Source organism: Malaciobacter sp., assembly GCF_055140965.1.
Map to the genome: position 1 here is coordinate 21,283 of NZ_JBSRRO010000012.1, position 13,492 is coordinate 34,774.

Below are 13,492 nucleotides of genomic sequence, written 5' to 3' on the forward strand. Positions count from 1 at the left end.
AAAATCAAATAGAAAAGGGAAAATTATGAGTACTACAACTACAGGATTTAAACCAAAAAAATCTGTTGCACTTTCAGGTACTGCTGCTGGAAATACAGCTATTTGTACAGTTGGTGTTACTGGTAATGATTTGCATTATAGAGGTTATGATATTTTAGAGTTTGCTGATAAAGCTGAATTTGAAGAAATTGCACATTTAATTGTACATGAAAAACTACCAAATAAAGAAGAGTTAAAAGCTTATAAAGAAAAATTAAGAGGTATGAGAGATTTACCAGATGGTGTTAAAGTTGCATTAGAACAATTACCAAAAACTTCTCATCCAATGGATGTAATGAGAACAGGTTGTTCAGTTCTTGGTGCAATTATGTCAGAAGATGAAGCTCATCCAAAAGATGAAGCACAAAATATCGTTGACAAACTAATGGCTTCATTTGGTTCTATGCTTACATATTGGTATCACTATGCATTCAATGGAAAAAGAATTGATGTTGTAACAGATGATGATACTATTGGTGGACACTTTTTACACTTATTACATGGTGAGAAACCAAGTGAATCTTGGGTTAAAGCTATGCATGTATCTTTGATTTTATATGCTGAACATGAATTTAATGCTTCTACATTTACATCAAGAGTAATTTCTGGAACAAATTCAGATATGTTCTCATGTATAACTGGATCAATTGGTGCATTAAGAGGTCCAAAACATGGTGGAGCAAACGAAGTTGCCTTTAGAATTCAAGAAAGATATAGTTCTGCTGATGAAGCAGAAAAAGATATCAAAGAAAGAATGGCAAGAAAAGAAATCATCATAGGATTTGGACATCCTGTATATACTACAAGTGACCCAAGAAATGTTGTTATCAAAAAAGTTGCAAAAGATTTATCTGAAGAAAATAATGACATGCTTATGTATGATGTAGCTGAAAGAATTGAAACAATTATGTGGGAACAAAAGAAAATGTTCCCAAATCTTGACTGGTTCTCAGCAGTTTCATATAATCAAATGGGAATTCCAACAGATATGTTTACACCAATTTTTGTAATCTCAAGAGTTACAGGATGGGGAGCACACGTAATTGAACAAAGAGAAGATGGAAAGATTATTAGACCATCAGCTAACTATACTGGTCCTGAAAATTTAAAATTCGTTCCTTTAGAAGAGAGATAAAACTTTAGTACCTTATATGGTGCACTACTTAAAAATACTAAAAGGGTAAGTAAAACTTATCCTTTTAAATACAAACTAAATGGATATAAAATGACAAATGAAAAATATCTTAAACAATTAGATAAATTAGATGTTAAATATTATGATGTAAAAACTGCTGTTGAAGAGATTACTCCTGGTTCATTTGAAAAACTAAACTACACATCAAGAGTATTAGCAGAAAACTTAATTAGAAAATGCCCAAGTGAAAAATTAGAAGATTCACTTATTCAATTAATCGAAAAAAGAACTGATAAAGATTTTCCTTGGTATCCAAGTAGAGTTATCTGCCATGATATTTTAGGTTTAACTGCTTTTGTTGACTTAGCAGGTCTTAGAGAAGCAGTAGCAAGAGATGGAGGAGATCCAGATAAAGTTAATCCAGTTGTACCTACTCAACTAATCGTTGACCACTCATTAGCAGTTGAGTGTGGTGGATTTGATCCAGATGCATTCCAAAAAAATAGAGATATTGAAGATAGAAGAAATGCAGATAGATTTCACTTTATAAACTGGACAAAAGAAGCTTTTAATAATGTAGATGTTATTCCTCCTGGAAATGGTATCATGCACCAAATCAACTTAGAAAAAATGTCTCCAGTTGTTCATTTAAATGAGGGGATTGCAAGTCCTGATACTTTAGTTGGAACTGATTCACATACTCCACATGTTGATGCACTTGGCGTAATTGCTGTTGGCGTTGGTGGTTTAGAAGCTGAAAATGTAATGCTTGGTAATCCTTCTTATATGAGAGTTCCTGATATTGTTGGAGTTAAAATAACAGGAAAAAGAGCACCTGGTATAACTGCAACTGATATTGCCCTTGCTATGACTTCATTTTTAAGAGAAAATGATGTAATTTCTGCATACTTAGAGTTCTTTGGTGATGGAATCAAATATCTTAATTTAGGAGATAGAGCAACAATAGCTAATATGACTCCTGAATATGGTGCAAGTGCAGGTATGTTTGCTATTGATGAACAAACTATTGATTATTTAAAAGTAACAGGACGTGAGCAAAAACAAGTTGAACTTGTAGAAGCTTATGCAAAAGCCAATGGTTTATGGGCAAATCAATTAGAAAATGCTACTTATGCAAGAACTATAAAATTTGATTTATCAAAAGTTACTAGAAGTTTAGCAGGGCCATCTAAACCTCATAAACTAGTGCCTACAACAACTTTAAAAGAAGAAGGTATTGTAAAAGATTTTGTACAAGAAGGTGATAAGATGCCAGATGGTGCAATTTTAATTGCTGCTATTACTTCATGTACAAATACTTCAAATCCAAGAAATGTTATCGCTGCAGGATTATTAGCTAAAAAAGCAAATGAGCTTGGACTTACAAGAAAACCATGGGTTAAATCTTCATTAGCACCTGGTTCAAAAGTAATTGAAGTTTACTTAAAAGAAGCAGGATTATTAAGTGAGATGGAAAAACTTGGATTTGGTGTAGTTGGTTTTGCATGTACTACTTGTAATGGTATGAGTGGAGCACTTGATCCAAAAATTCAACAAGAAGTTATAGATAGAGATATCTATTCAACTGCTGTATTATCTGGAAATAGAAACTTTGACGGAAGAATTCACCCTTATGTAAAAGAGGCGTTTTTAGCAAGTCCTGCACTTGTAATTGCTTATGCATTAGCAGGTTCAATTAGATTTGATATTGAAAATGATTCATTAGGAAAAGATAAAGACGGAAATGATATTACATTAAAAGATTTATGGCCATCAGATGAAGAGATTGATTCAGTTGAAAAATCATGTGTAAAACCTCAAATGTTCAATGATATTTATGAGCCAATGTTTAATAGAGATGGTTTAAGTGCTATAAAGGTTGAGCCATTTTATAGCTGGAATCCAAACTCTACATATATTCAAAAACCACCATATTGGGAAGATGAGTTTATGGGAATGCCAGCACTTAAAGATTTAAGACCCTTAGGAGTGTTTCCTGATAATATTACAACAGATCACCTTTCTCCTTCAAATGCAATCTTGCCAGATTCAGCCTCAGGAGAGTATTGCTTAAAAATGGGATTACCAGTTGAAGATTTAAACTCTTATGCAACTCATAGAGGGGATCATCATACAGCTTCAAGAGCAACATTGGCAAACCCAAAACTATTTAATGAAATGGTAAAAGATGAAGATGGTAATGTAAAACAAGGAAGCTTGACTAAGATTATGCCTGAGGGTACTGAGTCAAGAATGTGGGAAGCAATTGAGACATATAGACAAAGAGGTCAAGGTCTTATTATTATTGCTGGAACTAACTATGGTCAAGGAAGTTCAAGAGATTGGGCAGCAAAAGGAGTAAGACTTGCAGGTGTTGAAGTACTTATAGCTGAATCAATTGAAAGAATTCACAGAACTAACTTAGTTGGTATGGGTGTATTGCCACTTCAATTTAAAGATGGTGACACAAGACATACATATAATATCGATGGTAGTGAAACTTTTGAAGTAGTAGGTAAAATCACTCCAAGATGTGACTTAACAGTAGTTATGACAAGAGAAAATGGTGAAAAAGTAGATATTCCAGTAACTTGTAGATTAGATACAACAGCAGAGGTTGAAGTTTATAAAGCTGGTGGAATTTTACAAAAATTTGCAAAAGAAGTTGTTGCAAACAAATAAGAAAAATTAAAGGGTTTATCCCCTTTAATTTATCTTTTTTAGTGTGAATATTGTTCATATTAAAAAAGATATTACAAGACTAATAATAAGGAAATATATTATGGCTTATAAACCACAGTTTAAAGTAAAAGCTACTTATATGAGAGGTGGAACTTCAAAAGGCACTTTCTTTAATATTGCAGACCTTCCAAAAGAAGCACAAGAAGATTCAAGAAAAAGAGATAAGTTACTTCAAAGAATCGTAGGAAGTCCAGATATTTATAAAAAACAAATGGATGGTATGGGTGGAGCTTCTTCATCTACTTCTAAAGCTATTTTAGTTGGTAAATCAAAAGTTCCAAATCACGATGTAGATTATTACTTTTGTCAAGTTGCAATTGATAAAGATTTTGTAGATATGAGTGGAAACTGTGGAAACTTATCAAGTGCAGTTGGACCTTTTGCCATAAAAGAAGGTTTAGTGGATAATGTTCCTCAAAACGGTGTTTGTTGTGTAAAAATTTGGCAAGCAAATATTAAAAAAACTATTCTATGTTATGTAACAATGGAAAATGGAATGGTAAAAGAAATGGGTGATTATGAGATTGATGGTGTTGCCTTTCCTGCCCAAGAGATTAAATTAGAGTTTGTTGAGCCAGTTGATCCAAGCGAAGAGTTATTTCCAACAGGGAATTTAGTAGATGACTTAGAAGTTCCTAGTGTTGGTACTTTTAAAGTTACTATGATTACAGCTGGTATTCCAACTGTATTTGTAAATGCTGATGATATTGGATACAAAGGAACTGAACTTCAAGGAGATATTAACTCTGATACTAAAGCTTTAGAGAAATTTGAGAAAATTAGAATTGCAGGGGCACTTAAAATGGGACTAATTTCTGATGCTAAAGAAGCCTTAACTAAACAACATACACCAAAAATTGCATTTGTATCTCCTGCGCAAGATTTTACTACATCTTCAGGAAAAGAACTAAAAGCAGATGAAATGGATTTGCATGTTAGAGCTTTATCTATGCAACAACTACACCATGCAATGATGGGTACAGCTTCAGTTGCAATTGGTGTTGCTGCTTGTATTCCAGGAACATTAGTTAATTTAGCTAGTGGTGGTGGAGAAAAAAATACAGTTACTTTTGGTCATCCAAGTGGTACTATTAAAGTTGGTGCAACATTATCACAAAAAGAGGGAAAGTATATTGTAGAAAAAGCAAGTATGAGTAGAAGTGCAAGAATTATTATGGATGGTAATGTATATGTTCCTGCTGGAACAATGGATTAATATTTTTTAATAAAAAGGTCTTGATTATTCAAGACCTTTTATTTTATCAATGAAGAAATCTCTTTAAATACTGGATTTTTAGCATTTACTGTTAATTCAAAAAGTAATGACTCATAAGTTGTAGGAACTACTCCAGCTTGAGTTAATCTATCTAAAGCTACTTTTGTATCATGCTCTTTTCTTGAACTTATACAATCAGTTACTATTACAGGTTGTAATCCAGCTTCAAGTAAATCTATACAAGTTTGTAAGACACAAACATGAGATTCTATACCAGCAACAATTACAAACTTTTTATTTTGTGCTTTTATTGCTTCTAATGTTGTTTCATTTTTACAACAAGAAAATGTTGTTTTCTCAAAATGAGGATCTTCATCAACAAACTCTCTTAAACTAGGAATAGTTTCACCAATTCCTTTTTTATACTGTTCATTAACTATAAAAGGAACTTCTAATATTTTAAGACCTTTTATTAATGTAACAAGATGCTTTTCTAACTGCTCATTGTCTCTCATATGAGGGAAAAGTCGCTCTTGCACATCAACTAAACAAAATAGACTCTGTTCAACATTTATTCTCATTGTCACTCCTAATTTATCTAAGATTGACATTAATTATACACAAATTATTGAAAAGCAACCTTTTCTGCTTTAGCTAATAACTCTTTTGCACCTTTTTGTATGAATTTTTGTGCCATTTCTTTACCAACTGTTTCAAATTTACTTACATCAACTGTCATACTATCTTGAATATATTCACTTGCGTCTGGCATTCCAACTATGGCATCAACTTTTATACTTTTCTTATCTTCACTTAAAGTAGCTTTTATTCCAATAGGAACTTGACAACCACCCTCTAAGACTCTAACAAAATCTCTTTCAATTGTAGATTCAATATGAGCATCATCATCATGTAAAACAGATAATAATTCAATTAATTCTTTATTGTCTAAAGTTTCAATTCCAAGTGTTGCTTGTCCCATTGATGGAGTCATATCTTCTGTTGAAACTGGAACAAAATAATTAACTTCATCTTCAATTTGAAGTTTTTGTACCCCAGTTGCTGCTAAAATAATAGCATCATACTCACCTGCTTTTAGTTTTGCAATTCTAGTATTAATATTTCCTCTTAAATCTTTTAGCACAACATCTGGTCTTAGCATTTTTATTTCCATTCTTCTTCTAAGACTAGTTGTTCCAACTACTGCATTTTGTGGTAAGTTTTCAATACTATCATAGTTTTGACTTAAAAATGCATCCCTTGGGTCAAATCTTTTTGTAACTGCTGCAAGTTTAAAACCATCTTCAAACTCTACTGGAACATCTTTTAAACTATGAACTGCAATATCTGCTTGTTTATTTAAAAGTGCAATCTCTAACTCTTTAGTAAATAAACCCTTTCCCCCAATTTTAGCTAAAGGTACATCTAAAATCTTATCAGCTTTTGTTGAAAATGTTTCTAACTCAATTTGCATATCTGGATAATGCTTAAGTAGTTGTTCTTTTATATATTCACTTTGCCATAAAGCTAATTTACTTTTTCTTGTTGCTATTACTAATTTTTTCATATTACCTTCCTAATTGTTTGTATTTATTTTTTGTTTTATCTTGTTCACCATTTACAAAAATTGTTGGTGTACCCTCAACCATAACATATTCACCCATAAGTATATCAGTTTCAATCTCTTTTTGAATCTCTTTACTTTGAATTTCATCAAGTTTAATATTAGTTTTTAAAACTTTATTAAAAGCATTTAAAATCTTTTTTTCATCTGTCTCATTAGAGTTAAAATATGGATCAAAATCTGCTTCATAAACTTTTAAAGTAACATCTTTTACCCCTTTATTAGAAGCAACTAGCATAGCCTTTGATAAAGCATTTGCTGCTTTATGTATTTGAAGTAAAGGAAAGTGATAATAGTATAAAGCAATATTTTGACTATTTTTATTTACAAATTTAATAATATCTGGTACATAATCTAAACAAAATGGACATAAAGGATCAGAAAATATCACTATTTTATCTTTTGCATCATGATTACCAGCAATTAATCTTTTTTTATCATAATACTTGCTTGTTAAAGGTAATGTCATCATCTCTTTTAAAGAGTTACCAGTTTTAATATCAAATAAATCTGGTGAAACAACTGTTCCATTAGAAAACACAATATCCTTAGCTTTTACATTTTTATCAGCTATTTTCGCATCAATATCAATAATATATCCATACCAATTTTTTACAGGTAGGGATTTTTTAAAGTTAATTGATAAGTTTTTAATCTCAACTCGTTTATTATTTGAAAACCTATTTTTTTCAAACTCTAATATTTTATCATCAATACTATTTGCAGAAATAGTAGTAGTTAAAAATAAACTTATGAATAATATTTTTGAAATAAAAGACATAAAATCTCCTTATTTAAATTTCGAAATATTATATTCAAAGATGACTTAAATGCCATAAATAAAGAACCTTTTTAAGTTTTAGTCTTTACTGTTATCTTTTTTATGTCAAAAAGCTCTTTTGCTTTATTTAACATCTTTGAATTTAATATATCATTGATTTGTAGTTCTTGTTGTGAGGGCTCTGGCTTAGAACTATTATGCATAGTTGCAACACAACCTGAACCACCAGCTAAATCCTCTTCAATTGCTTGTGGTTCTTCTATTTGCTCTTTTTCAATCTCTTGATTTGTTTGTTTCTCTTGGTTTTCTATTTTAGATTTTTTTTTTTGACTTTCTACTTCAGATTCATCTTTTATAAAATCCAATTCAGTTTCATGCCCAAAAACATCATAAATAAATGTTTTTAAAATTCCAAAATGTTTAAATAAAAATTTTCTTTCTTCACCTTTTGCATATGAAATAATCTCTAATTTATTAGCTTCAAAACTTTTAAATACAAAGTTATCTTCAAAGCACTCTCCAAGTCTTACATCTCTATCATAAACTCTATTTATTACTTGATCATAAAGCTTCTCATTTGGATCACTTTCTTGATTTAGTCTTGAACTAATTGCTTCATCTAAAGCATCTAAATTATCTTCTTGTAAATCTTCATTTAAAATAGGCTCATGTACTTCTTGTGGAAAACTATTTTCATTATTTGAAATATTTTCTGTAATAGTATTAGAAACTATTGGCTCTTCTTTTGGTTTGTCAAATGAAGTATTATTATTTATAATTTCATCAATATCATCATCAAATGGTGTTTCAAAAGGAACTGCATCAATACTATCTAAAGGAATAGTGTTTTCATTAAACATTGCAGTATCTACAAGATTTGGCTCTTCTATTTTTGTTTCTTCAAAAACATTGTGATTCTCTTCTTGTTTTTCTTTTGTATTTATATTTGATTGAAGTGTTTGTTCTACATTTGATATTGCTTCATTCTTAGTTTGCTGTTCAATCTCATTTACGTTAGTGTCTTTCTCTTTTGCTTCTTCATAAACATGTTCAGTATCATTTTGTGCATGCTCTAAAACTTTTTGTGGTGATATTGCATCTTTTACTGCTGGTTGAACTTCAATTTGTTCAACTTGATTAATAATATCTTGAATACTTTTTAAATTTGTAGCTTCTTGCATTTTTAAAAGTGTTAAAATCAAAACAAAACTAGCATCAGAATTTAAAGCTAATAGGTGCTTTGCATCACCTAAAACTCTAAAGAATCTATCAAATAATAAAAGATCAAACTTAGCATCTTTATCAAGCATTTTTTGTCTTAAATAAATAGTCATTTCATCACAAACTTGTGAGATTTCATAGTTTTCTAACTCTTTAACTAAATTTGTAATATCTTTTTTATTTAAAATAATATCAAAAATATCATCCATTACTTTTGGCTCAATCAAACCTAACATCTCTACAACAGATATTGTATTTACTTTTCCTTTTGAAAAAATAATTGCTTGATCAAGTAACGTTAAAGTATCCCTTAAACTTCCTTGTCCACTTCTTGAAAGTATCTCTAAAGCTTCTGTTTCATAATCAATATTTTCTTCATTTAAAATATGTGACAAATGATGTATTACATCTGCATTTGATATTTTATTAAATCTAAAATGTTGAGTTCTACTTAAAATTGTTGCTGGAAGTTTAAGTGGGTCAGTCGTTGCAAGAATAAATTTAACAAAACCTGGAGGTTCTTCAAGTGTTTTAAGTAAAGCATTAAAAGCTTGTGTTGTCAACATATGAACTTCATCAATTATAAATACTTTAAATCTTGCACTACTTGGCTTATATTTTGTATGTTCAATTAAATCTTTAATATCATCAATACCTCTATTACTAGCTGCATCCATTTCAATAATATCTAAATGCCTATTTGAGTTTGCACTTTGACAATTTTCACAAACTTCACAAGGCTTTGATGTAGGACCATTTGTACATAAAAGCGCTTTTGCCATAATTCTAGCTGTACTTGTTTTACCACTTCCTCTTAGACCACTAAAAAGATATGCATGGGATAATCTGTTTGAATCTAAAGCAAGTGATAGTGTTTGTGAAATAGTACTTTGCCCTACTAAGTCTTCAAATCTTTTTGGTCTATATTTTAATGCTAATACTTTTTTCTCAATATTAATTTCACTCATATCTCACATTTCCTTACTTCAATCTCATCTATATTTTTATTATTTTCAAAAATTTTCTCTATCATATTTTTATTTATATTTCCTGTGTGTAAAATTGATATTTTAATAGGATCAAAATTACAGTGCCCTTTTATTTTACACAAATATTCTAATCTGTTTGCTATTGCTTGTCCTGTTTCAATTAAATTAATCTCTTTACCCATTATATCTTTTATATTGTCACTAACTATTGGATAATGAGTACATCCTAATACAATTGTATCAACACTATTTTCAATCATTGGCTCAAGCCATTTTTTTAGCATATTTTTAGTTTTTAAAGAATTGATTTCACCTTTTTCAATCTGCTCAACTAAACCAAGACAAGCTTGTTCATAAAGTTTAATAGGCTTTTGCTTTGAAAGTTGATTTACTAATAGTTGATACTTTTCACCTTTTAATGTGGCAGCTGTTGCTAAAACACCAATATTTAAAGTTTTTGTTAATTCAATTGCTGGTTTAATTCCTGGTTCTGTACCAATTACTATTAAATTTGGATATAAATTTCTTAACTCTTTTATTGCAGCTGATGTAGCAGTATTACAAGCAACAATCAAAGCTTCAATATTGTGATTTTTAATTAAAAATTCACTTATTAAAATACATCTATTTTTTATAGCTTCATGGGTTTTATCTCCATAAGGAGCAAAAATTGTATCAGCAATATATAAAATATCTGCACCTTTAAAATATTTATCTATAGCTTTTACTACTGTTAATCCACCAAGTCCAGAATCAAAAACCCCTATTTTCAACTTTTGCCTTATATCAATTTTGGCAGATTATAACAAAATTTTGATAACTACTTTGTTAAAATAAATATATTAAAAGTAAAATCTATAAATAGTAGTTTATAGGCACATCATGTTTAATCATTTTCATCTATTTATAAAGCAAAAGAAGATTAATCTTAACTATTCTACTATTAATTTTATACTCATGAATAAAGTTAGCTTTTACATAATCAGTTAATTCATCTCTAATGAAAAATGGCATAAAATTAGTTATTAATAAATGAATGAGCATTCATTTAATTAAAGGCAAGAAGATGTTAATATTAGAGATATTTCTATTTATTGTATTTGCACTTATATCATTTGCAATATTTAGTTGGATTGTAGGGGTTTTTGTTAAGGAAAAATAGTTAAAGACTTAGAAGCTATCTTTTAATCTCGAAAATGATTTGAAAGTTAGCTCCTTTTTCATAAAAATATTCAAGTTTACTAGATAATTGTCCTTTTGTAATATTTGAAATTATTTGAAAACCTAAAGTTTTAGTATTATTGACATCTATATTTTCATCAAGACCTTTTCCATTATCTTTTACTTCCAAAATATACTTTTTAGCACTTTTTTTTAAACTTACAAATATTTCTCCTTTATCTTTAAAAGCATATTTAAAACTATTTGTTATTAATTCAGTTATGATAAGACCTAAAGGTAATGCATAATCAATATTCATATGTACTTGCTCAATATCCGTATTAATAGATATTTTTTCTTCAACAAAGTAGCTAGCAGTTAAATCTTGGCAAATGTCTTCAATAAAATTTTTTAAAGGAATAAGATTTAAATCTTTAGATTCATATAATTTTCTATGAAGTAGTTCCATTACAAAAATTTTTTCTTGTATATTTGTTAAAGTATCTTTTGTCTTTTTATCTTTGATTTTTGATTTTTCTAATTTAATTAAATCTATTGTAATTGCTAAATTATTTTTTACTCTATGATGTATCTCTTTTAGTAAAGTCTCTTTCTCTTTTAAAGAATCACTTAAAAGTTTCGTTTTAATCTCAACTTTTTTATCTAAAAGTGAAATATTTTCTTCTAAAGAGTCCAGCATATTATCAAAAGCTTTTGCAAGTACTGCAATATCATCTTTGCCTTTTATATTACTTCTTATATTTTTTTCTCCTTTATTCACTTTAAATGCAACATCTTTCAAAATATTTATACTTTTAAAAAGTCTATTAAATATAATAAGGGCAACAACTATTGCGATAAAAAAGGAGATAATTGCAGCAGGAATTATACTCATATAAGCTAAACCTACATGTTTTAAAAAATCTTTTTCATAAATTGTTACTAGATATAAAAAATATTCATCTTCATTTAAATTAATACTTTTTACCCATGTTAAACTCTTTTTTCCATTTAATAAATGATTTATTGGTTCTTTATCAATAGCTTGTATAATCTCTTTTGGTGTCAAATCTCCTGTTTTGGGAAATGTAAAATTTGATATTTTGCTCAAACAATATTTTTCATTTAAATATCTATCTTCTTTACTATATAAAGGTTTATCATCTCTTATATTTGGATTAAGCCACATTAAGTATGCTTTACCTTTATGAAAACTATCAAGCAATGAAAAGCTCTTTTGTATCTCTTTTTTTAATTTTAATTCAAACTCTTCACCTTTTGTAGAAAAATTATCTATATCACAAGAGATAACTAAAAACTTATTATGTTTTTTAATATTTTTTGTATAGTATAATTTTCTTATTCCAGTTGAACATATATATTTATTTTTTATATCTCTTCTTAAAAAAGTTGAATCTTTTAATTCATCTTTAAACTCTTTGAAACTCTCATCTTTTAATTGAAAAAGAGTATCTTTATTACTATTTAAAATAGAAGTATTACAACTAATCTTTTTTGAACTAAACTGATATGATTTATCTTTTATTTTAGATATTGAATTATCTAAATTTAATCTATTTGTGATTCTAATTGCTTCATGTTCAATTATAGATTTCAACTCTTCTTTTCTTATTTCTCCATTATTCTTTTTTGAACGCATAACAAGTTTTATTTGTTGATTAGTTAAATATATCATATTCTCTATTTGCTTTATTGTATGCTTCTTTTCCTCTTTATTCATTTGAGGAATAACTTGCAAGAAAAATAAAGACAATAAAAAAATACCTAAAATAAAAAAGCTTAAGAAAATTTTTGAGTTTAAAGAGTTTATTTTAATCATCTAATAGTTTTAATTTGTAACCTAAATCAAATACATTCTCTATGAAATTAATTTCAAATTTTTGTTTAAGTCTATATATTAATGCTCTTAATCTACCTATATCATTAATTTCATCCCTATAAATATAGTTCTGTATTTTTTCAAAAGGTACTGGTTGAGTAGGAGTATCACTTAAAATCTCTAAAAGTCTTGTCTCATTTCCTGTTAATTTTAAATAGTTACTTTGTTTAGTTACAACTGAATTTGTTTTATCATAAATAATTTCATTTTCAAATTTAAAAATATGTTTTTTTTCTTTATCTAAATTACTTTTATGTTTAAAAAAATAGTTATGTTTATTTAGTGCCGTTTGAATTGTTACTTCTAACTCTTTATCTTTATATGGTTTAACTAAATAGCCATATGGTTCACTTTGCATTGCTTCTTTGATTGTTTTATCATCTGTATAAGAAGTTAAAAAGATAATTGGAATTTTATAGTATTGCCAAATATACTTAGCTGCTTTTATTCCTGAAGAGTTATCTTTTAGATGAATATCCATAAAAATTAAATCTGGTTTTTGTTTTTTTACATGCTGTATTGCATCATCTGCACTTGTTTCTATACCACAAACACTATAACCAAACTCATTTAAAGTAAGTTTTATACCCATTGCTAATATTGTTTCATCTTCTACAATTAAAATTTCTATATCTTTTTTTAAAATATTTGGAATTTTTGTCATTTTTCTATTCTCGTAATTTT

The 13,492-nt window shown here is 28.4% G+C and carries 10 protein-coding genes; 3 read left to right on the forward strand and 7 right to left on the reverse strand.

The genetic code is table 11. The features are described from left to right. Positions 1-25: 25 nt before the first annotated feature. The 3 genes from prpC to prpF all read left to right on the forward strand — a co-directional run bounded on the left by prpC (position 26) and on the right by prpF (position 5,132). Positions 26-1,174 carry a bifunctional 2-methylcitrate synthase/citrate synthase gene (gene prpC / locus ACTCCZ_RS05190; RefSeq protein WP_079577975.1) on the forward strand — a complete coding sequence of 383 codons (1,149 nt, stop codon included), beginning with the start codon at positions 26-28 and terminating at the stop codon, positions 1,172-1,174. 90 nt (positions 1,175-1,264) lie between these two features. Then, a complete protein-coding gene (acnD, locus tag ACTCCZ_RS05195) occupies positions 1,265-3,856 on the forward strand; it encodes a Fe/S-dependent 2-methylisocitrate dehydratase AcnD (protein WP_079577976.1) in 2,592 nt (863 codons plus the stop codon). A 100-nt stretch (positions 3,857-3,956) separates the two neighbouring features. Beyond that, positions 3,957-5,132 (forward strand): 2-methylaconitate cis-trans isomerase PrpF, encoded by a 1,176-nt coding sequence (gene prpF / locus ACTCCZ_RS05200; RefSeq protein WP_079577977.1) that lies wholly within the window; start codon positions 3,957-3,959, stop codon positions 5,130-5,132. 38 nt (positions 5,133-5,170) lie between these two features. On the opposite strand, the gene ACTCCZ_RS05205 is transcribed toward prpF, so the two are convergent. The 7 genes from ACTCCZ_RS05205 to ACTCCZ_RS05235 all read right to left on the reverse strand — a co-directional run bounded on the left by ACTCCZ_RS05205 (position 5,171) and on the right by ACTCCZ_RS05235 (position 13,472). Next, a complete protein-coding gene (locus ACTCCZ_RS05205; protein ID WP_079577978.1) occupies positions 5,171-5,713 on the reverse strand; it encodes a hydrolase in 543 nt (180 codons plus the stop codon). Between the two features lie 44 nt (positions 5,714-5,757). Beyond that, a complete protein-coding gene (hemC, locus tag ACTCCZ_RS05210; RefSeq protein ID WP_079577979.1) occupies positions 5,758-6,699 on the reverse strand; it encodes a hydroxymethylbilane synthase in 942 nt (313 codons plus the stop codon). A 1-nt stretch (position 6,700) separates the two neighbouring features. Then, positions 6,701-7,537, reverse strand: a complete 837-nt coding sequence (locus ACTCCZ_RS05215; protein WP_079577980.1) for a DsbA family protein — start codon at positions 7,535-7,537, stop codon at positions 6,701-6,703. A gap of 71 nt (positions 7,538-7,608) precedes the next feature. Next, positions 7,609-9,726: a DNA polymerase III subunit gamma/tau gene (locus ACTCCZ_RS05220; protein WP_079577981.1), complete on the reverse strand. Its 2,118-nt coding sequence runs from the start codon at positions 9,724-9,726 to the stop codon at positions 7,609-7,611. Further along, entirely contained in the window at positions 9,723-10,520 is a 798-nt protein-coding gene (murI, locus tag ACTCCZ_RS05225; RefSeq protein WP_079577982.1) for a glutamate racemase, read from the reverse strand. The genes ACTCCZ_RS05220 and murI overlap by 4 nt, the downstream gene beginning before the upstream one ends. A gap of 404 nt (positions 10,521-10,924) precedes the next feature. Continuing rightward, complete coding sequence (locus ACTCCZ_RS05230; protein WP_159445729.1) at positions 10,925-12,682, reverse strand: sensor histidine kinase; 1,758 nt, start codon at positions 12,680-12,682, stop codon at positions 10,925-10,927. A gap of 58 nt (positions 12,683-12,740) precedes the next feature. Further along, positions 12,741-13,472, reverse strand: coding sequence for a response regulator (locus ACTCCZ_RS05235; RefSeq protein ID WP_079577984.1), 732 nt, complete (start codon positions 13,470-13,472; stop codon positions 12,741-12,743). Positions 13,473-13,492: the final 20 nt, after the last annotated feature.

What these genes read in the sequence shown, in the direction of transcription:
- prpC (WP_079577975.1), top strand. Translation starts at nt 26, where the DNA reads ATGAGTACTACAACTACAGGATTTAAACCAAAAAAATCTGTTGCACTT.
- acnD (WP_079577976.1), top strand. Translation starts at nt 1,265, where the DNA reads ATGACAAATGAAAAATATCTTAAACAATTAGATAAATTAGATGTTAAA.
- prpF (WP_079577977.1), top strand. Translation starts at nt 3,957, where the DNA reads ATGGCTTATAAACCACAGTTTAAAGTAAAAGCTACTTATATGAGAGGT.
- ACTCCZ_RS05205 (WP_079577978.1), bottom strand. Translation starts at nt 5,713, where the DNA reads ATGAGAATAAATGTTGAACAGAGTCTATTTTGTTTAGTTGATGTGCAA.
- hemC (WP_079577979.1), bottom strand. Translation starts at nt 6,699, where the DNA reads ATGAAAAAATTAGTAATAGCAACAAGAAAAAGTAAATTAGCTTTATGG.
- ACTCCZ_RS05215 (WP_079577980.1), bottom strand. Translation starts at nt 7,537, where the DNA reads ATGTCTTTTATTTCAAAAATATTATTCATAAGTTTATTTTTAACTACT.
- ACTCCZ_RS05220 (WP_079577981.1), bottom strand. Translation starts at nt 9,726, where the DNA reads ATGAGTGAAATTAATATTGAGAAAAAAGTATTAGCATTAAAATATAGA.
- ACTCCZ_RS05235 (WP_079577984.1), bottom strand. Translation starts at nt 13,472, where the DNA reads ATGACAAAAATTCCAAATATTTTAAAAAAAGATATAGAAATTTTAATT.